The sequence below is a fragment of the Robertmurraya korlensis NBRC 107688 genome, from assembly GCF_001591645.1.
Lineage (GTDB): Bacteria > Bacillota > Bacilli > Bacillales > Cytobacillaceae > Robertmurraya_A.
Genome location: NZ_BCVH01000002.1, coordinates 302,655 through 329,223, shown reverse-complemented (window position 1 = coordinate 329,223; position 26,569 = coordinate 302,655). Strand labels below are relative to the sequence as shown.

The following is a 26,569-nucleotide window of genomic DNA, read 5'->3' as shown; positions in this document are numbered from 1 at the left end:
AGAGAATAGTGATCGAAATGAAGTTCATCGTTGTTATGAAGATCATTTGGTAGAGGAATAGCGTTTGAAATGAAGTTCATCATGGTTATGTAGATCAATTGATCGAGTAAATACCTAAAAAATGATGTTCATCCACTACTGGATGAGCATCATTCGTATTTATAGCTTATAGAACAACTTGACATTCAGGCCTCCTACCTGCCACTTCCATAAGGAAATTTTTTGAAACCTTTTTCTGTAACTATCGTATTACTTACTAAATACATACGAAAGGAGATTTAAGTTAATAAAAGAGGTGATTAAATGGAGCTCTTTGGCTATCCAATCCAGACAGTTTATTTGACGACACTGATTGTCTCGGGTGTATTAACGGTGTTGTACATCTTTTTTGGTGATATTGTGGAAGCCGCCCTTGATTTCTTGAACCCAACTCTTATTCTAGCGTTTGTCACGTTTTTATCAGCTTCGGGTTATTTATTAGAGTTAATCACGCCGCTAAATAGTTTAGTAATCCTTTTCATCGCTATTGTCATTGCTCTTATATTAGATACTCTATTAAATATCTTTGTACTGGTTCCTATGTCATCTGCTGAGGAGTCACTAGTTTACACTTCTGATTCATTAAAGGGTAGAGTGGGAAGGGTGCTTATTCCCATTCCACAAGACGGGTTTGGAGAAGTTGTGCTAAAAAGTAGTAGCGGGACGATTTCGAAACCAGCGAGAAGCTTTGAGAATCAACCGATTGCTGAGGGAGAAAAGGTGTTAGTGATTGATGTAAAGGATGGAGTACTACATGTTGCACACTACGAGAAAACAGAAAAGCTATTTTTTACTTAAGGAGAGATGTCTATGTTACCCATTTTTATCGTAGGGGGGATTGTTGCCTTTCTACTAATTGCACTTATTGCTGTATTCATTACAAAATATCGTACGGCAGGACCTGATGAAGCGTTAATCGTTACGGGGAGTTATTTAGGAAATAAAAATGTACACGTTGATGAGTCAGGAAATCGTATTAAAATTATACGAGGTGGCGGAGCATTTATTTTCCCAGTGTTTCAACAAGCAGAACCATTGAGCTTGCTTTCGAGCAAATTAGAGGTGACGACACCTGAAGTATATACGGAGCAAGGGGTTCCTGTTATGGCTGATGGGGTTGCGATTATTAAGATTGGGGGATCAATCGAAGAAATCGCCACTGCGGCGGAACAGTTTTTAGGGAAAGCGAAGGAAGACAGAGAAAATGAAGCGAAGGAAGTTTTAGAAGGACATCTACGTTCCATCCTCGGCTCAATGACTGTAGAGGAAATTTACAAAAATCGAGATAAGTTTTCTCAAGAAGTACAAAGAGTAGCATCACAAGACTTAGCCAAAATGGGACTGGTCATCGTATCCTTTACAATAAAGGATGTAAGAGACAAAAACGGATACTTGGATTCATTAGGTAAACCAAGAATTGCACAGGTAAAAAGAGATGCAGACATTGCAACTGCTGAAGCTGAAAAGGAAACACGAATCAAGCGCGCCGAAGCAGCTAAAGACGCTCAGAAGGCAGAGATTGAACGAGCGACTGAAATTGCTGAGGCTGAAAAAGTGAATCAAATGAAAATTGCTGAGTATCGTCGTGAACAGGATATTGCGAAAGCACGAGCTGACCAAGCGTATGATCTTGAAACGGCTAGAGCCAAGCAAGAGGTTACAGAACATGAAATGCAAATCAAAATTATCGAGCGTCAAAAGCAAATAGAACTAGAAGAAAAAGAAATTCAGCGTAGAGAAAGACAATATGATTCTGAAGTAAAGAAAAAAGCGGATGCAGACCGTTATGCGGTGGAACAAGCGGCTGCGGCTGATAAAGCAAAACAGCTTGCCGAAGCAGATGCGAATAAATACCGCATTGAGGCAATGGCAAAAGCGGATGCTGAAAAAGTACGTTTAGACGGACTTGCTAAGGCTGAGTCAGAGCGAGCACAAGGGGAAGCGGAAGCTGAGATCATTCGCTTGAAAGGTTTGGCTGAGGCAGAAGCGAAGCGCAAGATTGCAGAGGCATTTGATATGTATGGTCAAGCAGCTGTTATGGATATGATTGTAAGGATGCTCCCTGAATACGCCAAGGAAATTGCAAGCCCACTATCCAATATTGATAAAATCACCGTTGTTGATACAGGTGGTGGTGAAGGTGGCGGAGCAAATAAAGTGACTGGGTATGCAACCAACTTGATGTCTTCCTTACAGGAAACATTAAAAGCTTCATCAGGAATTGATGTGAAAAATCTGCTAGAGACTTTCGCAGGTAAAGGGAATGTTAGACAAAGTATTGATCAGTTAGCAGAGGATATAAAAGAGAGTAAAGCAGAATAATAAAAAAGATCCAGCGAATATTCGCTGGATCTCTTTTTATTAACGAGAGTAGAATTCAACGATAAGAGCTTCGTTGATTTCAGCTGGTAATTCAGAACGCTCAGGTAAGCGAGTGAATGTACCTTCTAATTTGTCAGCGTCGAAAGTTAAGAAATCAGGTACGAAGTTGTTCACTTCAACTGCTTCTTTAACGATGTCAAGGTTACGTGATTTTTCACGTAATGTAATTGTTTGACCAGGTAGTACGCGGAATGATGGAATATCAACGCGCTTGCCATTTACTAAAATGTGACCGTGGTTAACAAGCTGACGAGCTTGACGACGAGTACGAGCAAGACCTAAACGGTATACTACGTTATCTAAACGTGACTCTAAAAGAGCCATGAAGTTTTCACCGTGCTTACCAGAGATTTTACCTGCTTTGTCAAAAAGGTTACGGAATTGACGCTCAGTTACTCCATACATATGACGAAGCTTTTGCTTCTCTTGTAATTGTAAACCGTATTCAGATAACTTCTTGCGTTGGTTTGGACCATGTTGTCCAGGAGCGTAAGGACGCTTTTCTAATTCTTTACCAGTACCGCTTAGAGAGATTCCAAGACGACGTGATAATTTCCAGCTTGGGCCAGTATAACGAGCCATGAATGACTCCTCCTCGTGTTTTTATTTTGTTGTAAAATAAAAACAGTAGTGTTCACAAGCAGTATGACCATTTTGTTTTCATGTACCTTCGCCCTAGCAGCTCAAGGGTTACCGATACCCCATCCTAGAAGGTAATCCTTCTATTGAGGAACAAAATGTATTCATAAAGGCGTTCACATATGCTGCGATATTTTACACAAAGAATATTATATGTTTTTATATGATAGAAAGTCAAGGGAATTTTATTTTTTAGGAATATGTTATTATCTTAAGATAGATAGTAATTATGGTATAATCTTATTATGAAAAAGAGTGATTTACGTGCTAGAGACTAGGAAAGAAAGAAGAATGCGTTCTCTTTTGCTTTTTATTTGTATTGGTTTTACAATAGGAGCATTGTACTATAAATATAATAATCAAAAAGAAATTAGTAATCCTCCACTTGTTACAGTCCTCCATCAAAGCCTAGATAAAGAAGATAATCCTATCATCGTTTTAGCAAAAAAACAAGAAAACAACTATATATTAGCTGAATATGAGGTTCAGTTAAACAATAACTATCTGTTTAAAACAATGAAGGCCGCCACCCTTGAGGGAAAGCCAACGAAGCTTTCTTTGGATAAAGAGAGTGAAGGTATATGGGTGGAAATTGATGATGAATGGAATTATTTCACAAGTGATTTTGAACTAGCTATACGATCACCTAAGTATAGAGAGCGTACGTCTGCAGAACAATCAAACATCATCGTAAGAGAAGAAAGAGGACGGACAATTGTTCAAGTAGAAGACAAGCAGTTGGATTTGGGAGAGCGGAAAATCAAACAATTATATCCCTTAGCAACGGACGGTTCACTCTGGCTTGTTGTTACCGATCAAGAAATAATAATTTCAACAACATAATAATGATATGAATTTCATGCGGGATGAAAACCAATAAAGAATAGATATGGTTTCAAACTAGCTAAGGTATTAGGTGATGACGTAATGAGATTTTTTACTGAAAAATCAATTGAAACACTTAAAAGTCAGTTCTTTGATCTAATCGACACGGAGTCGGGAGTTTTCCACTATCAAGATGTAATAAAGACAATGCTTCATACCATTCAAAAAATACTTGAGCTTGAAGAAGTTACTATTTACATCAGCCAAGCTTGGAAGAACCAAGTTTCGATTAGGCTTTCTACAAATGCGAACAAAATACAGATAGGACAGTCTAGTTTATCGAATGAATGGATAGGTTTAGTGAAAACGGTTGATTTTTCTCCAACAGACATAAGATTTAAAGACTACCAAGTACTTATTCCTCTTTGTAAATCGGAGGAAGTTTTGGGTGTGTTATGTTTAAAAGGGAATCAATCCTATATTAACCCTTCTAATCAAGATTGGTTTGAACAATTTGCTATTGTATGCACTTCGTTTGTACAGAAAGCTCAGGAATTATACAAAATTGTAATGGAAGAGAAACGTTACAAGCAGTTGTTTCGTGTGAACGAAAAGTTTCATTCGACAATGGATATGGAGGCTGTGTTAGGTGAGATTATCTATACGCTTCAGGAAGAATATCCGAGTTTTACGTACTATCTCATGTTATCCCATGACAATGACAATCATAGTGAGCTCCCAATTAAGGATTTGGAGTACGATAGTGAAAATATAGCTGCTATGGAGGCATATTTAACTGGTACCATTCAAATGGAAGACTCATTGACTGAACGACGTTCTGTTCTTTATGCACCGCTAAAAGGGAAACAAGGTGTATATGGTGTGCTTCAAGTAATTGCTCCAGACACGTTAACGTTTCCTAGTAACGAAGTAGAATTTATAAAATTATTGGCAAATACGGCTGGTTCTGCGCTTGAAAATGCACAGCTCTATCAGCAATCCAAACGATTAATTGCAGACCTTCAATTGATCAATGAGACCTCTCATCGGTTAAATTCTAATTTGCGATTAACCGAAACGATGTCGTATATGACGGAACAAATTGTACAGTCATTTGATGCCGAAGAAGTATGCTTTGTGTTGGTTTCACCAGATTTAAAACCAATTAGCGTATTAGCGGGTTCGACTCCATTTTTTGAAACGGATGATTCCATGGTATACGTTTATTACGTAGTTGAAAGATTGAAAAAAGAAAAGGACTCCATTTTTATGGGGGATGTAGAAATAAAACTTGATAAAGATATGAAAAGGTATCGCTCGATTATGGCGGTTCCGATGGTGCAATCCGGATTAATTAAAGGGCTAGCTCTCGTTATGCACAGAGAGCCATATCACTTTTCTTTTGAAACCTTTAAATTGCTGCAGTCATTAATTCATCATTCTACCTTAGCGTTTACGAACTCAATGCTTAGAGAAGAATTAGAGAAAATGGTTGTTACTGATCATTTAACAAAGCTTTATTCAAGGAACTACCTAGATACTCAGGTTCATGAATCACTAGTTGAGGATCAGCAAGGAACATTCCTTTTAATTGATATTGATAATTTTAAATGTGTTAACGACAAGTTTGGTCATCAAGTAGGGGATGAAATCCTTATCCAAGTAGCCGAAATAATAAAAAGTAATATAAGAGACAGCGATATTGGTGCCCGTTGGGGTGGAGAGGAGCTAGCTGTTTATTTACCTCGTATTCCACTTGATGCTGGAATCAGTATTGCCAACCGTTTAGTAGATAAAGTAAGGGAATTATCTAAACCATCTATAACCATTTCCTGTGGTGTCTCGTATTGGAATGTGGACAATCCAGATAATTTCACAAACCTGTTTAAGCGAGCAGATACTGCCCTATATGTGGCCAAGGATACGGGCAAGGATCGAGTAGTCGTGCAAGAAAAGTTACCATCTCTTTAGAAAAGGAGCTCAAAAATTCGAGCTTCTTTTTACTTTCCAAATGGGTAGGGGTCACATATGCTAATAGGGAAGGATGTACGAAAATATTGAAAGCGGTTACACAAAGGAGGAGCATATGGGAGAGAAGAAATCTTTAAGGTTTGAAACGGATGTGATCCACCATGGCTATGAGGCAGGTTCATTTGAAGGCAGCTTAGTTCCACCTCTTTTTCAAACATCTACTTATTGTTTTTCTAGTGCGGAGCAAGGGGAAAAGAGGTTTGCTGGTGAAGAAACTGGATATATCTACTCCCGTCTAGGTAATCCAACCGTTACTATTTTAGAAGAAAGAATGGCAGCAATAGAGAAGGGGGAAGCTGCTCTTGCGTTTGGTTCAGGAATGGCTGCTGTTTCAGCTGTTTTAGTTTCCCTTACAAAAGCAGGTGATCATGTTCTCTGTTCGCAGGGGGTATATGGGTGTACGTTTGGCTTATTAAAGATGCTAAATAATAAATATCAAATCACCTACACCTTTTCTGAGATGAAGACAAGGGAACAGCTTTTACAAGCCATCAAACCTGAGACAAAGTGTATTTATGTGGAAACGCCAATCAATCCAACGATGAAGCTTGTTGACCTTGAAATGGTTGCATCTGTTGGAAAAGAAAAAGGCATTCCGGTTGTTGTAGATAATACGTTTTGTTCCCCTTATTTGCAGACACCTCTAGAGCTTGGGTGTGATGTTGTAGTTCATAGTGCAACAAAATATATTTGTGGTCATGGAGATGTAATTGCTGGCATCGTTGTCGGAAAACGTGATTATCTACATGAGGTTGCAATGACAACACAAAAAGATTACGGAGGCATTATTTCTCCATTTGATGCATGGTTGCTATTAAGAGGATTGAAAACCTTGCCAGTAAGAATGGATCGTCATTGTGAGAATGCTAGAAGGATATACTCGTTTTTGAATGATCATAGGGCTGTTAAGGAAGTCTTTTATCCAGGAGACCGTAAGCACCCAGACTTTTTAATCATGAAAAAGCAAATGCGCCAAGCAGGTGGATTACTTTCTTTTACTTTGCATGGAGGAAAGGAAGAAGCCCAGAAGTTTATGAACCGGTTAAAATTAATAAGAATTGCCGTTAGTCTAGGTGATGCTGAAACATTAATACAGCACCCGGTAACAATGACCCACTCCGTCGTACCAAAAGAAGAGAGAGAAAAGATGGGGATAGAAGATAATTTGATACGTCTATCGGTTGGATTAGAAGCATGGGAAGATATTCAGGAGGATTTAGATCAAGCTTTGCGGTTCATCATATAAATAAAGAGGCAGATATCTGCCTCTTTTATAGGTGGTTAATTAATTCATCAACAAATAGTTCAAGCATTTTTTGATCTAATTCGTCAAAACGGGCCTTACTAGGTGAGTCAATATCTAGAACTCCAAGAAGTTGCCCATCTTTAATAATTGGTACAACAATCTCTGCTTGTGAAGCGGCATCACAAGCAATATGTCCAGGAAACTCATGAACATCTTCAACTAACACGGTCTTTCTTTCCTTCGCGCTAGTTCCGCATACACCTCTACCAAGAGGAATTCTTACACATGCAGGTAAGCCCTGGAATGGTCCAAGCACTAGTTCTTTGTCGCCGTCCATTAAATAAAAACCGACCCAATTGACGTCAGATAAAAATTGATTTAATAGGGATGAAGCATTGCTCAAGTTCGCAATTGAATTTGTTTCTCCTTCAAGAAGAGCTTTTAGCTGTTTTATTAAAACACGATAATTTTCCTCACGTGTTCCTGTATAGTTATTTACTGCAAACATTATCTTCCCTCCAAAACTTAGGTAATTATCATATTTTAGCGAAAATCAGGGGACTTTGTCGAGTTTTTTATACAGGAGAAGGAATGTCGATAAAGAATTGTTTAGGTAGGGCTATTTTCTGTGGATTTAGAGATGGAGGTGGATCATATGAAAAAAAATTCAAAGGATTCCATTGTTGAGGCAGCAATTTATCTTTTTAATACGAAGGGGTTTTCAGGAACTACAATTCGAGATATTGCCCAGAAGGCAAACAGCAACGTCTCTAACATCTCCTATTATTTCCAGAATAAACACGGTCTACTTGAGTATTGCTTTTTAAAGTATTTTGAAGCGTATCTTACAGAGCTTGAGACGGCATTTTTATGTATTGACCAAGGTGCAAAAGCTACCCTACAGAAAATGGCTGAAAGTATTATTAATTATCATACTGAAAATATGCAGCTTACAAGATTAATTTTAAGAGAAATGTCCCTTGATTCCCAAACCGTCCGAGAAATTATGAGTACCTACTTTGCAAAAGAAAAATATTACTTTAAAGCTGTCATTGAGGAAGGGATAATAACGGGAGAATTCAGACAGGTGTCTGTCCCTTTTGCTATTGTCCAACTCAAATCGCTTTTATCAATGCCTTTTTTAAATACTCATTATCTCTCAGAGGTTCTCCATGTCTTTCCTCATGAACCGTACTTTACAAAGAAATATATAGATGAAATCAATAACTGGATTGAAGGAGTATTGAGCCCACATCAACCAAAGGAATTAGTTTTTTAACCCTTCAGTAACTGCTCGTAACCTTGAAAAAGCTCCTTTGCTTGGTGAGCATCCGACCCATAAACCATAGAAATGTTGAATTGAATCGCTTGGTTTGCGATTGCAGTTGGTGGATATGGCTCCCGACATAAGGGCTTAGCTGTTCCAGCTCCGTTATAATCGAGCTCGTAATCTCTTTCTTTAACTTCTTTTAAAATATTTCGTATTTCCTTGTTAAAGCTAACCGGACAAGGATATTTTTTTTGGAATTTATTCACTAATGTCATATGTCCGATGCGCTTAGGTTTGAAGCTTCCTAAATTGGATCTTATGGATAATAAAAGTGTTTGGTAATAGCATTCATACACTTTTTCTATTCCTCCATAACGCATGATCATCTCACCAAACACATCAGGGCTATAGTCTAAACAATCATACTTTCCTTCATGCTTTAAAAAGTGGACGGACAAAATACTATCACTTAAATAAGAGCCATATTTGTTCAGAAAAGCTGTTGTTTCACTCTCAAATCCCTCGATGAAATCTACTTCTAGTCCTGTATGTATGGTGATTTTTCCTTTATATTTGTCTCTTAGAATGGCTAACTCTTCCAAATAGATTGGTAAATCCTCCGCTTTCATGGCGCTGTCTTGAAGGGGAGTTGGGTCGATAAATCCAACAGGAAGAGGTGCGTGCTCCGTAAATGAGATTTCGGTTATCCCAAGTTCCATCGCATGCTCTATATAGGTTTGAAAAGCATCATTTGACCCATGGGGGCAAAACTTTGAATGAACATGCCCATCACGCATGAGAAGAAAACCTCCTTGTCTATGAATAAATGCAGTATTTGTCGAAAAAAAGGGTGTAATGTAGCGAAAGTGATTATAAATAAATTTTAGTACAAAAAATTTGAAATTAATAGTCAAAAAATGTCGTTTACATGGTATCATAATAGCATTGAAAATACATTTATATGAACCTTTATGATAGAAAAGATAAATGTAGCTCGGATTAGAACAGGGGGCTTAACATGGAGTACATAATCGGGGGCTTAGTTCTATTACTAGCTCTGTACGTGATTGGATATACGATGAAAAAACAGCTTTATAAAGAAATTGACCGTTTGGAGAACTGGAAAATTGATATTACGAATCGCCCAGTCCTTGATGAGATGTCAAAGGTAAAACAATTGAATATGACAGGTGAAACAGAAGAACTGTTTGAGAATTGGAGAAATGATTGGGATGACATCGTCACCAGTCAGCTTCCAGAGGTAGAAGAGTATCTTTTTGATGCGGAGGAGTTTATTGACCGCTATCGCTTTAATAAAGCGAAGCAAGTACAGCGGGCTATTGATGCGCATCTAAAAGAAACGGAAGAGAAGATTCAGAAGTTACTTGATGAAATTAATGAACTCGTTGGAAGTGAAGAGAAAAATAGAATAGAAATTGAAGAGTTAAAAGAGGTGTATCGTGAGCGCCGGAAAACGCTTCTTGCCCATCGACACAATTTTGGTCGCGCAGAAGCGAAATTAGAAATCCTTCTTGATGAAATCGTAGCTTGCTTTACTAATTTTGAGGAGCGAACAGAGAACGGCGATTATTTACAAGCTCGTGAGGTTGTTCTATTGATTCAATCAAAGACAGATGATTTGAGTAAAAAGATGGATGCTATACCTAATCTCCTCATAGAATGTCAGACAAGTATTCCCTCTGAGATCGAGAATCTTAGAGACGGATTCCGTGAGATGCAAAATCAAGGGTATCCTCTTGAACATCTTCATTTTGAAGAGGAGTTAGAAAACCTTCAATCAGAAGTAAGTAACTGTTTGGAGTTAATTGAAAAAACCGAGATTGATGAGCTTGAAAAGAAAATAGATGAAGTGAAGGAACAAATTGATGTCATTTATGACCTATTGGAGCAAGAAGTAAATGCCAAACAGTTTGTTATTGAAAACGAACAGCCAACGAAAAGTATGTTATTTGCAGTTAAAGAGGAAAATAATGTTCTGAAATTTGAAGTACAGGAAGTACAGCAAAGCTATCATCTTGAAGAGAGTGAATTAGAAGGACAAGCTCAGTTTGAAAAGAAACTTGCTCAGCTAATGAAACGTTTTGAAGTATTAGAACACAAGATTATTGCTGATGAAACAGCCCTAACCATCCTAAAGGATGAGCTAGCCGAGTTAAAGATTGAGCTTGAAAAGTTAAACCAAGAGCAAAAAGAATACTCTGAAAAGCTTCAGACACTTAGAAAAGATGAAATTGCAGCAAGGGAAACAGTGGTCGAACTTTCCAAGAAGATTGCAGATTGCATTCGTTTAGTAAATAAAAGCAATATCCCTGGCCTTCCAGAAGAATATCGCTATTTATTAGAGGATGCGAGAGAAAGCATTACAAATGTAAAAATAAAACTAGAGGAAAAACCTTTAAACATTCCTACCGTACAGAAATATTTAGAGGTGGCTGTTATGACGGTGGATAAAGTCTATGACCATACCTCTCAGCTTCTAGAAACGGTTCTATTATCTGAAAAGGTCATTCAGTATGGTAACCGGTACCGTAGCACTTACCCTTCTGTACAAAAAGCTTTGGTAGATGCTGAATTAGCATTCCGAAGCTACGATTATCAAGCTGCGTTAGAGGTTGCGGCAACGTCTATTGAGGAAATTGAGCCAGGGGCACTAAAGCGAATTGAGGCATTATTGCAAGAAACAGTAGAGGTGTAAATTAAAAAGATCGCTTTTAAGCGGTCTTTTTCTAGTTGTTTTCCTGTTTCTGAATTATATGATAACATTATAAGTTGAGTTTACGCGTGATTGGTAGTTAAAGGGGTTTTCATACATGATCTATTTTGATAATAGTGCAACAACCAAACCATTTCCTGAAGTTATTGATTCATTTGTTAAGGTTTCCAGTGATTTTTTTGGCAATCCATCGTCTATTCATCGATTGGGCGTAGAGGCGGAGAGCCTGTTAGGCCAAGCTAGGAAACAAATAGGTGAGCTATTACAGATAAATTCGGGTGAGGTTTATTTTACATCGGGAGGTACGGAGAGCAATAACTTAGCAATTAAAGGTACAGCTCTTATGAATCGAAATCGAGGGAAACATATCATTACCTCGGCCGTTGAACATGCTTCCGTAAGAGAGGCGTTTCAACAGCTGAAGGAGCATGGATTTCGAATAACCGTCGTTCCCGTTGATAAGGAAGGTAGAGTTTCCGTTTCAGCGATAGAGGAAGCTATCTGTCATGATACGATATTAGTGTCCATCATGCATGTGAATAATGAGGTTGGTACGATTCAACCCATCGAAGAAATTGGTAACATGTTAAAAGGCTATCCGAAAATATTATTTCATGTGGATTATGTACAGGGGGTTGGAAAAGTAGCCCTTGATATTCAAAAATACAAAATCGACCTGTGCTCCATATCAGGACATAAATTTCATGGCTTAAAAGGGACAGGAGTTTTAATCGTACGTGAGGGAATCCAAATTTCTCCTCTTTTTTCAGGAGGCAATCAAGAATGGAAGCTCCGAAGTGGAACGGAGAATGTTGCTGGTGTTGTTTCAATGGCAAAAGCATTACGACTAACTTTAAGAAGTTATGAAACAGGATTACGAAAACTGTCCGAAGTTCAAATCTATTTACTTAAAGAACTACACAAGCTTCAAGATGTCGTGATTCATACTCCAAGTAAGGGACGAGCCCCGCATATCATTAATTTCTCTGTCAAAGGCTTTAGAGGAGAAGTATTTGTACATGCGTTAGAACAGAAGGGGTTGATTGTCTCGACAACGAGTGCTTGCTCCTCTAAGAAAAAGGCGATAAGCCATACGCTGTTAGCAATGAATGTGTCAAAAGAGATAGCTGAAAGTTCGATTCGACTCAGCTTATCCTATGATAACACCCTTGAAGAGGCTAAAAAGGCAATTACAATTATACAAACAACAGTTACTGAACTAAGAGAGGTTATGAGCTAATGAAATATGATCGAATTTTAATAAGGTACGGTGAAATATCAACAAAGGGAAGAAACCGAACGAAGTTTGTTGAAAAGTTAAAGAGAAGTGCTAAGCGTGCACTAACTGAATTTCCTAATATCAATATAGAGACAACAAGGGACCGTATGTATATCTTGTTAAATGGGGAAAATGGTGAGGGCATTATAGAAAAGTTAAAAACTCTTCCCGGAATTCAATCGTTTAGTCCGGTTATTAAGACTGGCTTGGAGCTTGAGGAAATTAAGGAAGCAGCTTTGCAACTATTTTTAAACAAATATAAAGTCGGAGATACTTTTAAAATTTCTACAAGGCGAGCAAATAAGGAATACCCTCTTGATACAGGACAACTAAATTATGCTCTTGGTTCTCATATCTTACAAAATGTCCCTGATCTAAAAGTAGATGTGAAAAATCCATCCATTAACGTTCAGGTTGAGGTACGTGTAGAAGCTGTCTATCTTTCAATCGAAACCATCATGGGAGCAGGGGGAATGCCCATCGGTTCTAGTGGGAAAGCAATGCTAATGTTATCTGGCGGCATTGATAGCCCTGTTGCCGGCTACATGGCTATGAAAAGAGGGGTTGAATTAGAGGCAGTTCATTTCTTTAGTCCTCCTTTTACAAGTGAGCGTTCTAAACAGAAGGTTGTCGAATTGGCTGAGAAGTTGTCCTTACTTAACGGTGGTTACTTTACACTCCATATTGTTCCTTTTACCGCTATTCAGCAGCTTATACAAAAGCAAATACCTGAGAACTATACAATGACTGCAACGAGACGAATGATGCTTCGAATAACAGATGAGATTCGCCGTAGATTAGAAGGGTTAGCTATCATAACCGGAGAAAGCTTGGGTCAAGTAGCAAGTCAAACATTAGAAAGTATGCTTGCAATCAATGATGTGACATCAACACCAATATTAAGACCATTAATAACGATGGATAAATCCGAAATAATAGATATTGCCAAAAAAATTGATACCCACCAGATATCGATTCAGCCTTATGAGGACTGCTGTACCATATTTGTCCCCGCAGCTCCGAAAACAAAACCAAAGCTGGAAAAGGTTCAATACTACGAAGGCTTTGTTGACTTTGAGCAATTAATCCAAGAAGCGGTTGATAAAGTTGAAACCATTCAAATAAAACCAGATAACAATAAAAGGGATCAAATATTTGGAGAATTATTCTAACGAAATTGTGAACAATTTCCAAGTGATTATTTGAATGAAGGCCATGTGTTTGACACAATCTATACTCACAAGGAGGTGATTCACATGGCAAACAACAACAACTCAAATCAATTACTTGTAGATGGTGCACAACAAGCAATCGACCAAATGAAGTACGAAATCGCTTCTGAATTTGGTGTTAACTTAGGTGCTGAAACAACTTCTCGTGCTAACGGATCTGTTGGTGGAGAAATTACAAAACGCCTAGTTTCATTTGCTCAACAATCAATGAGCGGAAGAGTTCAATAATCACTCCAACTAAATAGAGAAATGGCTACAGAGGCATTCCCTTACAGGGGGTGCCTCTTTTATTAGTTGTGAAAACAATTTTAAATTTTTAAATAATTTTGTATAATAACATATGTGACATCAGGGAAAATACATAAAAAATATTTTAGGGGGAGAGGCAGTGAAACGAGAAGATTTACTAGCACCTGAAAAATATAATTTAGTAAGTGAAATGGAACGGTTTTCTGACGATCACGAAAGAGTTGCGCTTATTTGGGAAGATGAGCAGGGATGTAAAAAGCAAATCACATATCAAGATTTGTTACTGAATGCAAATAAAATTGGAAACGTTTTCTTAAATGAAGGGTTAAAACAAGGTGATGTGGTTCTCATCATGGTGCCAAGATTAATTGAGGCATATCAAGTATACATCGCTGCACTTAAAGCTGGTCTGGTGGTAATTCCAAGCTCTGAAATGCTTCGTACAAAGGACCTTCAATATCGAATTCAACATGGAGATGTAAAAGCAGTTGTAAGTTATTTTCCTTACGCTGATCAATTTAGCGGGATTGTTGAGTGCAACCATATGCCTCGTTTTGTCATAGGTGGAAAAGCGGATGGTTGGAAGACGTTAGAAGAAGAAATGCAATCTGCCCCTTCAAAGCTTGAACTAGCCAATACCAAAAGTGAAGACATGGCTTTCTTATCTTATACTTCAGGAACTACAGGGAATCCAAAAGGGGTTGTTCACACACACGGATGGGCTTACGCTCATCTTAGAACAGCAGCGCCTAACTGGCTTTGTATTGAAGAAGGTAATCGTGTGTGGGCAACGGCGGGGCCTGGATGGCAAAAGTGGATTTGGAGCCCGTTCTTATCGGTACTTGGCTCAGGAGCAACTGGCTTTGTTTACAATGGAAAGTTTGAGCCAAGTAAATACTTAAACTTATTGCAAGATTACAACATAAACGTACTCTGCTGTACACCGACTGAATATCGTTTGATGGCTAAGGTAGAGAATATTCATGAGTATCAATTAAAAAATCTTCATAGTGCGGTGTCTGCGGGTGAGCCATTAAATAGAAATGTAATTGATACATTTAAGAAGCATTTTGGCCTTGATGTTCGTGATGGATATGGTCAGACGGAAAATACATTACTCGTAGGTATTACAAAAGGGATGGAATTAAAAGCAGGTTCGATGGGCAAACCAACACCTGGAAATAACGTAGAAATTATTAATGACTACGGTGAGATATGTGAGGTAGGAGAAGTTGGGGATATTGCCGTTCATGTTGAAACCCCAGCCTTATTTAAAGCTTATTACAAAGATGCCGAAAGAACTGCCATGCAATTCCGAGGAAATTATTATATAACTGGTGATAAAGCAAAGAAGGATGATGACGGTTATTTCTGGTTTGAAGGCCGTGGCGATGATATTATTATTAGCTCTGGCTATACGATTGGGCCATTTGAAGTGGAAGATGCTCTTGTAAAGCATCCATTCGTAAAGGAATGTGCTGTGGTTGCAAGTCCGGATGAAGTAAGAGGAAATATCGTAAAAGCCTTTGTTGTTCTGAAAGAAGGGATAGACGAAGAAGATTCCCAGCTTATCAGTGTCCTTCAAGATCACGTGAAAGAATTGACGGCACCTTATAAGTATCCAAGGAAAATTGACTTTATCAAAGAGCTCCCGAAAACAACCTCTGGGAAAATTCGTCGAGTTGAATTAAGGAAGAGAGAGCAGGAATTGGCAAGTCAGAATTAATAGTAGCAGAGAGAGAAGAATCCAGGTTCTTCTCTCTTTTTTTGAAAAAAATGTATAGCATGATTGGAATTTTCCCCTTATAATAAGTAAATGTTTCGAGTCTAGAAAGAATAGAGGGTACTCATGGGGAAAAATGAAATAAAAACAGGTGCGTTTCAAGCGGGCCTTTCGTATTTATTATGGGGAATTCTACCGATTTATTGGAAGCTACTGGATCATGTGAATGCAGAAGATATTTTAGCCAATCGTATATTTTGGTCATTCGCGTTTATGATGATGGTTTTATTTTTTTCAAAAAAGATGGGGAATTTATTTACGGTCCTAAAAAGCTTTAACCAAAATCGCAAAGAAATGTATGCACTAATTATTGCATCCTTTTTAATCAGTACTAATTGGTTTATCTATATATGGGCAGTGAATCATCATCAAATGATTGAAGCTAGCCTGGGCTATTATATTAACCCATTGGTTAGTGTGCTATTGGGGGTTATTTTCCTGAAGGAGAAGCTTTCTCCCGCACAATATGCTTCCTTTATTATTGCTGGGATTGGAGTCCTTATTTTGGGTATTTCATATGGGGAATTCCCATGGATTTCAATTGTTTTAGCTCTTTCATTCGGGATTTATGGACTTGCAAAGAAGATGATTAAAGTTGATTCTGCTGTTGGGCTAACGCTTGAGACAATGGTGGTGACCCCGTTTGCTTTAGCCTATATGGTCTTCTTATTTTTTACTGGCGAGCATGCGTTGCTCTCAGGTTCGGTGTCAACTGATTTATTATTAATTGGTGCTGGTGCAGCAACCGCTCTGCCACTATTGTATTTTGCGAAAGGGGCTCAAAAAATCCCGTTATCCATGCTTGGTTTGCTGCAATACATTGCACCAACGATCACCCTATTGTTAGGCGTTCTTGTATATGGAGAGCACTTTACAAAGCACCACCTACAGGCATTTATTTTTATCTGGTCCGCATTAACAATATACACCATATCCCGGACCAAACTATTTGCCAACTCCCAAGGATCGTTTCGGAAGAAATTTGGGGCATAAAAGAGGAAGCTGACTGCCTGGCAGTCAGCTTTTTATTTGAGAGGATGGTTGACTAAGTGCCCGTGGTGAAGGACTAAGGGCTGGATGGTAAGAAAGAGTGGTTGTCAGTGCCCATTCGTGGTGGAAGCAGAGCTGAATGGTAAGATAGAGGCAGTCTCAGTGCCCATTCGAGATGGAAGCAGAGCTGGTTGGTAAGAGAGAGTGGTTGTCAGTGCCCATCCGTGATGGAAGCAGAGTTGGATGGTAAGAGAGAGTGGTTGTCAGTGCCCATTCGAGATGGAAGCAGAGCTGGATGGTAAGAGAGAGGCAGTCTCAATGCCCATTCGTGATGGAAGCAGAGTTGGATGGTAAGAGAGAGTGGTTGTCAATGCCCGTTCGTGATGGAAGCAGAGTTGGATGGTAAGAGAGAGTGGTTGTCAGTGCCCATTCGTGATGGAAGCAGAGATGGATGGTAAGAGAGATTCAGTCTCAATGCCCTATTAGTAATTAATGAGTATCAAACGGTAAGAGAGCACTACTAAGCATGGCCAATAATGCCAGATTAAACAAAATGAGTATGTCTATTTGAACCTTTCGTATTATAATTTTTCTTTAGTATTCGTCTAATTACCTTCTCTGAAACGATTCCCCCACACCAGTTAAGAATGCCGATGGTTGTCACCAGTTTTTCTGGGAAAAGTGTCTGATATTCGGTAATGTTTCTTAAAACAGCAGCCTCTACTGGTTCCTTACCTCCACAAATTTCACAGTATACATACGATTGGCTTAATGGAAACAAAAACCGCTCACAACAACCACAACGAATCCCTTTATCTAAATCCTCATAGCTATAGCAAGGTAATCTTGTATATGGTGATTTTTTGAGGTGACATGAAGCAATTTTTTCCGCAACCATCTGATCTTTATTGGTTATTTCGCAGGTTTCCTGTTTTATTTTCTGTAGGAATCTCTTTAGCTGACTTGGAAGTAATATGGATGGGTGATAGGGTGCGTGGAATAGGGTGAACTCGGGGTTTACAAAGACTACATATGCCTCAACGGGAATGTGGATGCCAAGATCTCTTAATAGGCGACGGAAGGCTGTTTCGGTTCGATGAAGTTGAATGAGGGGATTTTGGATTTCAGTTTTTGTGATCGTATACCACCTATCATTTTCCACAAAGTACTCGCCATCATAATTCTTCACTTCAAAAATGGTAAACTTCTTACTGAGAAGCAAGGAATCAATCTGAAACATTTGTCCACCACTTGTGAGTAATAAATCATTTAATAGCAGGGAACGGGAAGAGGTTAATGCATCTGTTACAATGGTGTCCCACTGTAACTCACCGGCAAATCCTTTTTCTAATATCTTTAAGTGGTCTTCATCTAAATCCTTCAGCCGCCCCCGCAAGTACCTAAGTATCAAAAGTTCTTCTGGGATGGATCGTTGTTTCAAAATCATCTTTTTCCACCTTTCTAAATTTAGAGGGGGCATGTCCACCATCTGATAGAAGCCCCCATAAAAAATTATAAAAATGTTCTCTGCACTTTTTCCCAGAAGGAATTGTCCTTCAGTTTAACCGTTTTAATTCTTTTTTCACTAAGTTTAATATCGACTCTCTCAACATGTTGTAAGCTGAGGGCCTCATTGTCCATGCCCATGGTTGGGTGATCATTTCCATCTTGTACGACTCGTAAAGAAAGCTTTCTTTCTCCGCTTAAGATAAAGGGAGAGCCGAGTGTTCGGTAATAATTCGTATTTAAGGAAGCAAGCTCACTTACTTGGATAGAAGGCAAGAATGGGTCTACAACAGCCCCATTAACCGATTTGCTGTATGCTGTACTTCCGGTCGGTGTGGAAACAATCATCCCGTCTCCTCGGAAGGTTTCAAAGTGAAGATCATCGATAAATACTTCAAGAACGAATGTCTTAATAATAGAAGAGCGAATACTAAACTCATTCAAACATTGGAAGGACATTTGTCCATCAACCAAAACATCAATGGTTGGATAGCGTCTTACTTCTATTTGTTCATTTGTTGTAGCCTCAATCATTTTATCTGTTTCATTGATATGGAAGTCACAATAGACTTTTAAACTTTCAGTTGTAGAAATACCTGCGTATAGGCAGTCTTCACGAAAGCCGGTTTTTCTAACTGCTTGTAAGAACGTTCCATCACCACCAACACTTACAACGATATTCGCGTCTTTGTGGTCTTTGACTACCGTAAATCCTTGTTTTGCTGCAAGCTCATAGAGTGGTGAAACCGTTTCTAACATATCCGAATCTTTTTTGTGATAGAAATAAATATTTCGACGGTTAGGCATTGTATATTCCTCCAAATAAGTATAGATTTACCACTATATCATTATTTTGTTAAAATGTAGGCTACAGAAATTAGTTTACCTGTTTTTGAAACATTTTAAAAGGAGAACCGTAATAGTAAAGGAAGCGGAAAAAGGAGGATCATAGATGAATGGAAAGCGTTGGGCAGCAATTGTGATTGCTGCGGTACTATTATTTATTTCTTGGGTGACAAATACACTCTCATCGATGGCATTTAGCAATATCGAGAGCTCATGGACAGAGGTGTTTTCAGCGGCAGAGGAACCTTTTATCGAGGAAGTTATCGAGGAAGGAAATGCATCTAAGAAAATTGCTGTGTTAGAAGTAAATGGGGCGATACAAGATACAGGGGATGTAACATCATTTTTCCAATCACCTGGATATAATCATTCAGCATTTATGGAAAACCTGGAACATGTAAAAGAAGATAAAGATGTTAAAGCCATTATTCTAAAAGTCAATTCTCCTGGTGGTGGAGTGGTTGAAAGTGCGGAGATCCATGACAAGCTTGTTGAAATTTCAGAAGAAACCAAGAAACCTATCTACATATCTATGGGTTCGATGGCGGCTTCAGGGGGGTATTATATATCTGCACCAGCTGATAAGATTTACGCAAGTCCTGAAACATTAACAGGCTCATTAGGAGTAATTATGCAAGGAGTTAATTACGCAGGATTAGCTGAAAAATATGGTGTAGAATTTGTAACGATTAAAAGTGGTGAGTATAAGGATATTATGAGTCCTTCAAGAGAAATGACAGAAGAGGAGAAAAATATCCTTCAAACGATGATTAATAACTCGTATGAAGGCTTTGTTGATGTGATTGCATCTGGCAGAGGATTGTCTGAAGAAGAAGTGAGAAGTATCGCAGATGGTAGGATCTATGACGGAAGGCAAGCAAAAGAACTTGGTTTAATTGACGATTTTGGATACTTTGAAGATGTAGTAGAAGCGATGAAGAAAAATGAAAAGTTAGCTGGGGCACAGGTAGTTAGCTATAGTGAGAATTTTGGTTTTGGTTCATTATTTAGTATGACAGCTAGTAAAATGGTGGGAAAAGATTTAGAGATGACTGGTTTAATGAAGCTATTGTCACAGCCTAATTCTCCAAGACTAATGTATATGTATTCGGAATAAAGAGGGTGACCGTATGGATAACAATCAATTAGAATTTGAAGGACAATCAACGCCTTCTCAAGAAGGGTATACGATTTTCTCAAATGCACGTTTTGCAGGCTTTTGGATGAGATTTTGGGCGTACTTACTGGATCTGATTGTGATTGGAAGCATTGACCGGATTGTCATCAATCCAATCTTTCGGGCAACGGGTCTAGATTTACATAGTGGTGACTTTTTTGCCCCAATTACTATATTCACTGCTATAACGTTTTATGGATATTTTGTATTAATGACAAAATTCTTTGGTCAAACATTAGGGAAAATGGTTTTTGGGTTACGGGTGATTGATTTACGTGGTGAAAAGCTAACATGGAGCTCGGTGCTTTTTCGAGAGTGGATTGGAAGATTTATTTCCACATTTATCATTATCTTATATGTAGTTGTTGCGTTTCTTCCAAAGAAGCAAGGAATACATGATTTATTTGCAGATACGGCTGTTGTCCATGAGCCATAATATTAAACCTGTCAACAAATGTGTTGGCAGGTTTATTTTTTTTTACTTTTGTCGATACTGGTTACGGAAGGGTGTGAGAGTATTGAAGTGGCTACTTTTAATCCTAATCGTAATGTTGCTCTTATTTTTACTAATCATGTTTCTCAAAATAAAGGTGTTTATCCACTTCTATCATGGACAAGATGATGACCATTTAAAAATAAAATTCAAAGCGTTATTTGGTCTAATACAATATAAGCTGGAAGTTCCAATTATTCAAATTGATGACGATACACCAACTGTTGTCATGAAAACAAAAAAGGAACCAGGGAAAACAGAACAGGTGAAAGGTGAAGAAACTAGTAAATTTTCGCCTAAAGAAATTTTCAATAGCTTTTATGACTTTGAGGTTCTAATAAAGCATGTTGTTGGTTTACATAAAATTGTTCGTAGGTTTCTGAAAAAGGTAACGATTAAAGATATCAAGTGGGACTCAGTTATTGGTGTTGGAAACGCTGCTTATACAGGAATGTTTACAGGGGCCTGTTGGGCAGCGAAAGGCAGTATTATCGGTTTGCTTAGCACCTACATGCGAATGAGGAATCTTCCGCAAATAACAGTTACCCCACACTTTCAAATGCCGATATCTCAGACCACTCTAACATGTATGATTCAATTTCGTATCGGGCATGCTATGTTAGCAGGAATTAAACTGATTAAATTTTGGAAGGGTGGACGGCCTAACTTTAAGACGAAGCCGTTATCTACTTTATCTAATGAGAAATCTAAATCCATATAAGGAGGAATTTATATGTCTGAGCATCCAATTCAAGGATTAATGACTACTGCAATGGAAAATCTTAAGGAAATGATTGATGTTAATACAATCATTGGTGATCCAGTTGAAACCCCTGATGGAAGTGTCATTTTAACTGTTTCAAAGGTTGGGTTTGGATTTGCAGCGGGTGGTAGTGAGTTTACTCTTGATAATGGGAAGGAAGAAGCTTCTAAGCATCCATTTGGTGGAGGTAGCGGTGGCGGAGTTTCTATTACTCCAATTGCTTTCCTAATTGTAAATTCAAAAGAGGTAAAAATGGTCCACCTTGATGAGAGCACACATTTATATGAAAAGATCTTGGATCTTGCTCCGCAAGCTGTGGATAAAATTCAGCAAATGATGCAAAAAAATAAGGAACAAGGTCAAGGACAACAAGGTCAAGGACAACAAGGTCAAGGACAACAAGGACAAGGACAAGGCAGTGGAAATAACCAACAGCCAAATCCAGATGAATACGATGGTCCTAAGCATGATTTACAAATATAGGATTTAACGGGTTAACTTCCTGTTAGGGAGTTAACTCTTTTTCTTGTAAAGATAAGCGTAATTATTTGCAAAATTATGTTGAACGGGCTATGATTTTTGTGTACATATTCTGGTAAGGGAGGAATTTTTTTATGGCATCAATTACGTTTAAGGGGAATCCAGTTACACTTTTAGGTCAAGAAGTTAAGGTTGGAAACAATGCACCTGAATTTACGGTACTAGCTAATGATTTATCACTAGTTACATTAGCGGATAGTAAAGGGAAAGTTCGTCTAATCAGTGTGGTACCTTCTATTGATACAGGGGTATGTGATGCTCAAACTCGCCGTTTTAATGAAGAAGCAGCGAAGTTAGACAATGTACAAATTCTAACGGTTAGCGTTGACTTACCATTCGCTCAGAAGCGCTGGTGTGCATCAGCAGGTATCGATAAGGTACAAACGGTTTCTGACCATAGAGATCTTTCTTTTGGAGAAGCATATGGTGTGGCAATCCAGGAATTACGCCTACTTGCTCGTGCTGTCTTTGTTATTGATTCGAACGACAAAGTAACTTATGTGGAGTACGTAAGTGAAGCAACGGATCATCCTAACTACGAAGCAGCAGTGGAAGCAGCGAAAGCAGCACAATAATTTAGAGAGAAAGCCTCGATCACATTCGAGGCTTTTTTACATCTCTTCATTGCCTTCTTTCTGTATGCTAGATACAATAGAAGATATGAAATTTTTCAGGAGGAAGAAATATGTCACCTTCTACTTTAGAAGATTTATTTACATTGTTTAATGAGACGGCTTCTATTTTACAAGAGGAGCTGAATTGTACATACCTAGAGGCACTAGCCGAGACAGGTGAAAATCTATTTCAACAATCTGTATTACAAGAAGAACTAAGTGAATTAACACTTAAAAGATTAAAGAAAAGTTACGAAACGTTTCGTTCCGATAAATATTCAGCTGAGGAATTGCGTAAGGCATTTCAATTAGCGATTTTAAAAGGGATGAAGGAGAATGTCCAACCGAACCATCAGATGACTCCGGACGCGGTGGGAATGTTAGTAGGTTATTTAGTGGATAAGTTTGTCCAATCAACTAATTTCCGATTACTTGACCCAGCGGTAGGTACAGGTAATTTACTTACAACAGTGATCAATCATCAAGTAAATAAGAAGGTAACTGCAATTGGAGTAGAGGTAGACGATCTATTAATTCATCTTTCTTTTGTAAATGCGAACCTTCAAGAACATCAAATTGAATTGTTTAATCAGGACAGTCTAGAACCGTTATTTATTGATCCTGTGGATGCAGTCGTGGCAGATTTACCAGTAGGTTATTATCCAAATGATGTTCGGGCACAGGAATATGAGTTAAAGTCTTCGGAAGGTCATTCCTATGCGCATCATTTGTTTATTGAGCAAAGTGTAAAACATACCAAGGCTGGCGGGTATTTATTTTTTATTATTCCTAATGGTTTATTTGAAAGCGAAGAGGCACCTAAACTGCATGCCTTCTTAAAGGAACATGCTCATATTCAAGGAATATTGCAGTTACCAATGACGATGTTTAAAAATAAAGAAGCTGCAAAGAGCATCTTAATTCTTCAAAAACTAGGTGGGGAAATTAAACCACCGAAGCAAGTTCTTCTAGTAAACATTCCGACACTTTCTAAAGGACAAGAGGTGGAACGAATGCTTCGAAATATTGATTTATGGATAAAAGAGAATAAATAACCAGAAAACGATAGCCCTCCAAAAGGCTATCGTTTTTTTGCCTCATTTTCAGAATATAATTACTTTATTTTGTAACCGATACCAAAATTAGCTTGTTCTTGAAATGTGTAAGTGGCAGTGATTTAATGGGGAATGGAGAGATAGAAACGATCGACTTAGTGCAAAATAAATTTGTATTAGCGTATTGAGAGTTTTCTTTAAAAAAGGAGCGGTACTTTTATATGTCAAAGGTAATTGCGATTAACGCAGGTAGTTCATCATTGAAATTTCAGTTATTTGAAATGCCAAATGAAGAAGTTATTACAAAAGGTTTAATCGAACGTATTGGTCTAAAGGATTCTATTTTTACCATTTCCGTAAATGGAGAAAAGGTTGAAGAGGTTACAGATATTCCTGATCATGCTGTTGCAGTTAAAATGCTTCTGAATAAGCTAACAGAATCTGGTATTATTAAGTCACTTGAAGAGATTAACGGGATTGGCCACCGTGTTGTTCATGGTGGGGAAGAATTCAATGACTCCGTTCTTATAACAGATGAAGTGTTAAGAAAGATTGAAGAGTTATCAGAGCTAGCACCTCTTCATAATCCTGCTAATATTACAGGAATTCGTGCGTTCCAACAAGTACTGCCAAATGTACCGGCGGTTGCAGTATTTGATACTGCATTCCATCAAACGATGCCAGAAAGCTCTTTCTTATACAGCTTGCCTTACGAGTACTATAAAGACTATGGCATTCGTAAATATGGCTTCCACGGTACATCACACAAATACGTATCAGAGCGTGCGGCAGAACTCTTAGGTCGCCCACTTGAACAGCTTCGTTTGATTTCTTGTCACTTAGGAAATGGTGCAAGTATTGCAGCAATCGAAGGTGGTAAGTCTATCGATACATCTATGGGCTTCACTCCACTTGCTGGTGTAACAATGGGGACTCGTTCAGGAAATATTGACCCAGCATTAATTCCTTTCATTATGGAGAAAACAGGAAACAGTGCAGATGAAGTACTAGATATTCTTAATAAAAAGAGTGGGATGCTAGGGGTTTCAGGATTCTCTAGTGACCTTCGTGATATCGAGTTAGAAGCAGAAAAAGGGAATGAACGTGCGGAATTAGCGTTGGAAGTATTCGGTAATCGTATTCATAAGTATATTGGCTCTTATGCATCTCGTATGTTTGGGGTTGATGCAATTATTTTTACAGCGGGTATTGGTGAGAACAGTCAAGCAATTCGTGCACGTGTACTTCAGGGCTTAGAGTTTATGGGTGTATATTGGGACCCAGCTCTAAACAAAACACGTGGAGAAGAAGCTTTTATTAACTATCCACATTCTCCTGTAAAAGTAATCGTTATTCCAACAAATGAAGAAGTTATGATTGCACGTGATGTTTTAAAAATAGCTTTATAAAAGGTTTATTTTACAGGCAAATGCGAATAACGCATTTGCCTGTTTGCTTTTTCTCAAAAACAATGAGTATGCTATACTTAAGCTAGTTAAGAAGGAGGGAAGGCAATGGCTTTAACCAGTCGTGAAAAACAAGTGATGGCCTCGATTAAAGAATGGGAAGAGAGTCTCTTCAACCATACTCCTAATGATCTTGAAGTAACGTATGATAAATACGTAGAACGAGCTTTTTCCCTATTGCCTGAAGATACACAAAAGCAGTTTTACATAGCCTTGGATAGTTGGCTTTTTCATTTACATGCCTTAATACAAGGAAGTCAACTTCAGTTTGATGCAAAAGAAAGAATTCTTTCAGCAGGAAGAGTATTTGATCAAACGATAACGCAAGTTGAGCATTTAAAGGTTTTAAACATTGATCAGCTTCAGTACATTGCTGAACAACAAATTTCAAGACATAGGCTTTATTCTTTTGCTCAAGGCGGTATAGCTGGAACTGGTGGTGCGCTTTTATTAGGTGTGGATCTCCCTGCGGTCACCGTTATTAATCTTCGAGTGATTCAATTAATAGCCATGACCTATGGATATGAAGTAAATACTCCTTTTGAAATGATGAATTCTTTGAAAGTATTTCATGCAGCTACCCTTCCTGTGCGAATGCAGGTGTTTAGCTGGGAAGAATTAAAGGAGGATATCGGGAAGCATAGAGAGTACTTTTATGAAGGAAAAGAAGAGCTTACAGATATTACATGGATGGAATACCCATTAAAGCAGATTTTTAAGTCGATTGCGATTCTTTTCTTTAAAAATAGAACACTTCAAGGAATGCCCCTTATCTCAATGGCTATTGGGGCAGGGACAAATTATCAATTAACTAGGAAGGTTACGGATTTTGCTCATTCCTATTATCAGTTGCGGTATCTAGTAGAAAAGGAGAATACATACGATGAGTAAAGATGAGCACAAGAAAACTGCTCCGCGCTCTGTAATATGTAAAGTAATTACAGTTAGTGATACAAGAACAGAGGAAAACGATAAAAGTGGGCAGCTCATGATCTCGTTATTGAAGCAGAATGGTCATGATATTGGAGATTACGTCATTGTTAAAGATTCACGAGAAGAAATCACAAGAGAAGTTCTACGTGGCTGTAACGATCACTCAATAGATATTATCCTAACAAATGGTGGAACTGGAATTGCGAAACGTGATGTAACAATTGAAACAGTTCAAGCGCTGTTTGAGAAAGAAATAAGTGGGTTTGGGGAATTGTTTCGTATGCTTAGTTATACAGAGGATATCGGCTCTGCTGCTATATTATCTCGAGCAGTTGCTGGTGTCGTTGAAAATACAGCGGTTTTTTCAACCCCAGGTTCAACAGGGGCAGTCATGCTAGCGATGAATAAATTAATCTTGCCTGAGCTCGGTCATATCGTCGGGGAGCTGAAAAAGGATCTTTAAAAAAGTGAGACTAG

The 26,569-nt window shown here is 38.3% G+C and carries 26 protein-coding genes; 21 read left to right on the top strand and 5 right to left on the bottom strand.

The features are described from left to right. Window positions 1–303 precede the first annotated feature (303 nt). Window positions 304–837, top strand: coding sequence for an NfeD family protein (locus BKO01S_RS06450; protein ID WP_066050542.1), 534 nt, complete (start codon window positions 304–306; stop codon window positions 835–837). A gap of 12 nt (window positions 838–849) precedes the next feature. Beyond that, window positions 850–2,361, top strand: coding sequence for a flotillin lipid rafts scaffold protein FloT (floT, locus tag BKO01S_RS06445; RefSeq protein ID WP_066050539.1), 1,512 nt, complete (start codon window positions 850–852; stop codon window positions 2,359–2,361). 39 nt (window positions 2,362–2,400) lie between these two features. Here the strand turns inward: floT and rpsD are convergent, their stop codons facing one another. Next, window positions 2,401–3,003 (bottom strand): 30S ribosomal protein S4, encoded by a 603-nt coding sequence (rpsD, locus tag BKO01S_RS06440; RefSeq protein ID WP_066050535.1) that lies wholly within the window; start codon window positions 3,001–3,003, stop codon window positions 2,401–2,403. 321 nt (window positions 3,004–3,324) lie between these two features. Between rpsD and BKO01S_RS06435 the strand changes: the two genes are divergently transcribed. The 3 genes from BKO01S_RS06435 (at window position 3,325) to megL (ending at window position 7,162) form a co-directional block, all read left to right on the top strand. Continuing rightward, window positions 3,325–3,903, top strand: a complete 579-nt coding sequence (locus tag BKO01S_RS06435; RefSeq protein WP_157077308.1) for a hypothetical protein — start codon at window positions 3,325–3,327, stop codon at window positions 3,901–3,903. Between the two features lie 84 nt (window positions 3,904–3,987). After that, a complete protein-coding gene (locus BKO01S_RS06430) occupies window positions 3,988–5,856 on the top strand; it encodes a sensor domain-containing diguanylate cyclase (RefSeq protein WP_066050529.1) in 1,869 nt (622 codons plus the stop codon). Window positions 5,857–5,971: 115 nt separating this feature from the next. Continuing rightward, window positions 5,972–7,162: a methionine gamma-lyase gene (gene megL, locus BKO01S_RS06425; RefSeq protein WP_066050526.1), complete on the top strand. Its 1,191-nt coding sequence runs from the start codon at window positions 5,972–5,974 to the stop codon at window positions 7,160–7,162. Between the two features lie 25 nt (window positions 7,163–7,187). Here megL and msrC read toward each other — a convergent pair whose 3' ends face one another. Beyond that, entirely contained in the window at window positions 7,188–7,670 is a 483-nt protein-coding gene (gene msrC / locus BKO01S_RS06420; protein ID WP_066050524.1) for a free L-methionine (R)-S-oxide reductase MsrC, read from the bottom strand. Between the two features lie 147 nt (window positions 7,671–7,817). On the opposite strand from msrC, the gene refZ reads away from it, so the two are divergent. Beyond that, window positions 7,818–8,441, top strand: coding sequence for a forespore capture DNA-binding protein RefZ (gene refZ, locus BKO01S_RS06415; protein WP_066050519.1), 624 nt, complete (start codon window positions 7,818–7,820; stop codon window positions 8,439–8,441). Here the strand turns inward: refZ and hisJ are convergent. After that, the gene (gene hisJ / locus BKO01S_RS06410; protein ID WP_066050515.1) at window positions 8,438–9,229 is read right to left on the bottom strand and encodes a histidinol-phosphatase HisJ; all 792 of its coding nucleotides are present in this window, start codon (window positions 9,227–9,229) and stop codon (window positions 8,438–8,440) included. The genes refZ and hisJ overlap by 4 nt on opposite strands. Before the next feature lie 221 nt (window positions 9,230–9,450). Here hisJ and ezrA point away from each other — a divergent pair, with 221 nt between their 5' ends. The 6 genes from ezrA (at window position 9,451) to rarD (ending at window position 16,702) form a co-directional block, all read left to right on the top strand. After that, window positions 9,451–11,148, top strand: a complete 1,698-nt coding sequence (gene ezrA / locus BKO01S_RS06405) for a septation ring formation regulator EzrA (RefSeq protein ID WP_066050511.1) — start codon at window positions 9,451–9,453, stop codon at window positions 11,146–11,148. 115 nt (window positions 11,149–11,263) lie between these two features. After that, window positions 11,264–12,406, top strand: a complete 1,143-nt coding sequence (locus tag BKO01S_RS06400) for a cysteine desulfurase family protein (RefSeq protein ID WP_066050508.1) — start codon at window positions 11,264–11,266, stop codon at window positions 12,404–12,406. Beyond that, window positions 12,406–13,617: a tRNA uracil 4-sulfurtransferase ThiI gene (gene thiI, locus BKO01S_RS06395; RefSeq protein ID WP_066050504.1), complete on the top strand. Its 1,212-nt coding sequence runs from the start codon at window positions 12,406–12,408 to the stop codon at window positions 13,615–13,617. Before BKO01S_RS06400 ends, thiI begins: the two co-directional genes overlap by 1 nt. Window positions 13,618–13,701: 84 nt before the next feature. After that, a complete protein-coding gene (locus BKO01S_RS06390; RefSeq protein WP_066050500.1) occupies window positions 13,702–13,905 on the top strand; it encodes an alpha/beta-type small acid-soluble spore protein in 204 nt (67 codons plus the stop codon). 160 nt (window positions 13,906–14,065) lie between these two features. Further along, a complete protein-coding gene (gene mbcS, locus BKO01S_RS06385; protein ID WP_066050497.1) occupies window positions 14,066–15,652 on the top strand; it encodes an acyl-CoA synthetase MbcS in 1,587 nt (528 codons plus the stop codon). Window positions 15,653–15,775: 123 nt separating this feature from the next. Next, entirely contained in the window at window positions 15,776–16,702 is a 927-nt protein-coding gene (gene rarD / locus BKO01S_RS06380) for an EamA family transporter RarD (protein ID WP_066050494.1), read from the top strand. A 541-nt stretch (window positions 16,703–17,243) separates the two neighbouring features. Here the strand turns inward: rarD and BKO01S_RS06375 are convergent. Beyond that, entirely contained in the window at window positions 17,244–18,146 is a 903-nt protein-coding gene (locus BKO01S_RS06375; RefSeq protein WP_066050490.1) for a nuclease-related domain-containing protein, read from the bottom strand. Between the two features lie 65 nt (window positions 18,147–18,211). Next, window positions 18,212–19,012: an NAD kinase gene (locus BKO01S_RS06370; RefSeq protein WP_066050488.1), complete on the bottom strand. Its 801-nt coding sequence runs from the start codon at window positions 19,010–19,012 to the stop codon at window positions 18,212–18,214. A gap of 145 nt (window positions 19,013–19,157) precedes the next feature. Here BKO01S_RS06370 and sppA point away from each other — a divergent pair, with 145 nt between their 5' ends. The 9 genes from sppA (at window position 19,158) to BKO01S_RS06325 (ending at window position 26,555) form a co-directional block, all read left to right on the top strand. Further along, the gene (gene sppA, locus BKO01S_RS06365; protein WP_066050485.1) at window positions 19,158–20,168 is read left to right on the top strand and encodes a signal peptide peptidase SppA; all 1,011 of its coding nucleotides are present in this window, start codon (window positions 19,158–19,160) and stop codon (window positions 20,166–20,168) included. 106 nt (window positions 20,169–20,274) lie between these two features. Then, the gene (locus BKO01S_RS06360) at window positions 20,275–20,664 is read left to right on the top strand and encodes an RDD family protein (protein ID WP_439951033.1); all 390 of its coding nucleotides are present in this window, start codon (window positions 20,275–20,277) and stop codon (window positions 20,662–20,664) included. Window positions 20,665–20,737: 73 nt separating this feature from the next. Beyond that, a complete protein-coding gene (locus tag BKO01S_RS06355) occupies window positions 20,738–21,442 on the top strand; it encodes a DUF2953 domain-containing protein (protein ID WP_369690987.1) in 705 nt (234 codons plus the stop codon). Between the two features lie 12 nt (window positions 21,443–21,454). Next, entirely contained in the window at window positions 21,455–21,967 is a 513-nt protein-coding gene (ytfJ, locus tag BKO01S_RS06350) for a GerW family sporulation protein (protein WP_066050478.1), read from the top strand. Between the two features lie 131 nt (window positions 21,968–22,098). Further along, complete coding sequence (gene tpx / locus BKO01S_RS06345; protein ID WP_066050475.1) at window positions 22,099–22,599, top strand: thiol peroxidase; 501 nt, start codon at window positions 22,099–22,101, stop codon at window positions 22,597–22,599. Between the two features lie 110 nt (window positions 22,600–22,709). Next, on the top strand, window positions 22,710–23,693 hold the full coding sequence (locus tag BKO01S_RS06340) for a class I SAM-dependent methyltransferase (protein WP_066050471.1): 984 nt from the start codon (window positions 22,710–22,712) through the stop codon (window positions 23,691–23,693). A gap of 221 nt (window positions 23,694–23,914) precedes the next feature. Beyond that, window positions 23,915–25,102, top strand: a complete 1,188-nt coding sequence (locus tag BKO01S_RS06335; protein ID WP_066050470.1) for an acetate kinase — start codon at window positions 23,915–23,917, stop codon at window positions 25,100–25,102. A gap of 105 nt (window positions 25,103–25,207) precedes the next feature. After that, window positions 25,208–26,050 (top strand): EcsC family protein, encoded by an 843-nt coding sequence (locus BKO01S_RS06330; protein WP_066050467.1) that lies wholly within the window; start codon window positions 25,208–25,210, stop codon window positions 26,048–26,050. After that, the gene (locus BKO01S_RS06325) at window positions 26,043–26,555 is read left to right on the top strand and encodes a MogA/MoaB family molybdenum cofactor biosynthesis protein (protein WP_066050461.1); all 513 of its coding nucleotides are present in this window, start codon (window positions 26,043–26,045) and stop codon (window positions 26,553–26,555) included. Before BKO01S_RS06330 ends, BKO01S_RS06325 begins: the two co-directional genes overlap by 8 nt. Window positions 26,556–26,569: the final 14 nt, after the last annotated feature.

What these genes read in the sequence shown, in the direction of transcription:
- BKO01S_RS06450 (WP_066050542.1), top strand. Translation starts at nt 304, where the DNA reads ATGGAGCTCTTTGGCTATCCAATCCAGACAGTTTATTTGACGACACTG.
- floT (WP_066050539.1), top strand. Translation starts at nt 850, where the DNA reads ATGTTACCCATTTTTATCGTAGGGGGGATTGTTGCCTTTCTACTAATT.
- rpsD (WP_066050535.1), bottom strand. Translation starts at nt 3,003, where the DNA reads ATGGCTCGTTATACTGGCCCAAGCTGGAAATTATCACGTCGTCTTGGA.
- BKO01S_RS06430 (WP_066050529.1), top strand. Translation starts at nt 3,988, where the DNA reads ATGAGATTTTTTACTGAAAAATCAATTGAAACACTTAAAAGTCAGTTC.
- megL (WP_066050526.1), top strand. Translation starts at nt 5,972, where the DNA reads ATGGGAGAGAAGAAATCTTTAAGGTTTGAAACGGATGTGATCCACCAT.
- msrC (WP_066050524.1), bottom strand. Translation starts at nt 7,670, where the DNA reads ATGTTTGCAGTAAATAACTATACAGGAACACGTGAGGAAAATTATCGT.
- refZ (WP_066050519.1), top strand. Translation starts at nt 7,818, where the DNA reads ATGAAAAAAAATTCAAAGGATTCCATTGTTGAGGCAGCAATTTATCTT.
- hisJ (WP_066050515.1), bottom strand. Translation starts at nt 9,229, where the DNA reads ATGCGTGATGGGCATGTTCATTCAAAGTTTTGCCCCCATGGGTCAAAT.
- ezrA (WP_066050511.1), top strand. Translation starts at nt 9,451, where the DNA reads ATGGAGTACATAATCGGGGGCTTAGTTCTATTACTAGCTCTGTACGTG.
- BKO01S_RS06400 (WP_066050508.1), top strand. Translation starts at nt 11,264, where the DNA reads ATGATCTATTTTGATAATAGTGCAACAACCAAACCATTTCCTGAAGTT.
- thiI (WP_066050504.1), top strand. Translation starts at nt 12,406, where the DNA reads ATGAAATATGATCGAATTTTAATAAGGTACGGTGAAATATCAACAAAG.
- BKO01S_RS06390 (WP_066050500.1), top strand. Translation starts at nt 13,702, where the DNA reads ATGGCAAACAACAACAACTCAAATCAATTACTTGTAGATGGTGCACAA.
- rarD (WP_066050494.1), top strand. Translation starts at nt 15,776, where the DNA reads ATGGGGAAAAATGAAATAAAAACAGGTGCGTTTCAAGCGGGCCTTTCG.
- BKO01S_RS06375 (WP_066050490.1), bottom strand. Translation starts at nt 18,146, where the DNA reads ATGATTTTGAAACAACGATCCATCCCAGAAGAACTTTTGATACTTAGG.
- BKO01S_RS06370 (WP_066050488.1), bottom strand. Translation starts at nt 19,012, where the DNA reads ATGCCTAACCGTCGAAATATTTATTTCTATCACAAAAAAGATTCGGAT.
- sppA (WP_066050485.1), top strand. Translation starts at nt 19,158, where the DNA reads ATGAATGGAAAGCGTTGGGCAGCAATTGTGATTGCTGCGGTACTATTA.
- BKO01S_RS06360 (WP_439951033.1), top strand. Translation starts at nt 20,275, where the DNA reads ATGAGATTTTGGGCGTACTTACTGGATCTGATTGTGATTGGAAGCATT.
- ytfJ (WP_066050478.1), top strand. Translation starts at nt 21,455, where the DNA reads ATGTCTGAGCATCCAATTCAAGGATTAATGACTACTGCAATGGAAAAT.
- tpx (WP_066050475.1), top strand. Translation starts at nt 22,099, where the DNA reads ATGGCATCAATTACGTTTAAGGGGAATCCAGTTACACTTTTAGGTCAA.
- BKO01S_RS06340 (WP_066050471.1), top strand. Translation starts at nt 22,710, where the DNA reads ATGTCACCTTCTACTTTAGAAGATTTATTTACATTGTTTAATGAGACG.
- BKO01S_RS06335 (WP_066050470.1), top strand. Translation starts at nt 23,915, where the DNA reads ATGTCAAAGGTAATTGCGATTAACGCAGGTAGTTCATCATTGAAATTT.
- BKO01S_RS06330 (WP_066050467.1), top strand. Translation starts at nt 25,208, where the DNA reads ATGGCTTTAACCAGTCGTGAAAAACAAGTGATGGCCTCGATTAAAGAA.
- BKO01S_RS06325 (WP_066050461.1), top strand. Translation starts at nt 26,043, where the DNA reads ATGAGTAAAGATGAGCACAAGAAAACTGCTCCGCGCTCTGTAATATGT.